At 66.2% G+C, this 278-nt stretch carries 1 protein-coding gene; it reads left to right on the top strand.

The features are described 5' to 3' along the window. On the top strand, positions 1–278 hold a 278-nt coding region (locus EOD29_RS31480), incomplete at both ends, for a hypothetical protein (RefSeq protein WP_164763932.1).

The raw sequence follows: 278 nt of genomic DNA, 5'->3' as shown, positions 1-278 counted from the left end.
CAAGCGTCAAACTGCCGGCCATCGTTGCCGGCGACACAACGCTACGCGATGTGCAACTGGAGCTGGAGCCGGCCGGTACCGGCTGGATGATCGACAGCGCCGTCGGCACGCTGCCAGGGCGCACGCAGGTGGAAGGCAAGGGCAAGCTCCTGCTTCAGGGAGAACCCTCGTTCAACGGCCAGATCGTGGTTGCCTCGAACCAGCCAACGGGACTAGCCTCCTGGCTGGCCGGCTCGGTCGACCCGGCCATCCGCCAATTGCGGCAGGCGGGTTTTTCC

This window comes from Mesorhizobium sp. M1A.T.Ca.IN.004.03.1.1 (assembly GCF_003997555.1).
Taxonomy (GTDB): domain Bacteria; phylum Pseudomonadota; class Alphaproteobacteria; order Rhizobiales; family Rhizobiaceae; genus Mesorhizobium.
Note: the sequence above shows the minus strand (reverse complement) of the source record. Positions and strands in the feature narration are given on the sequence as shown.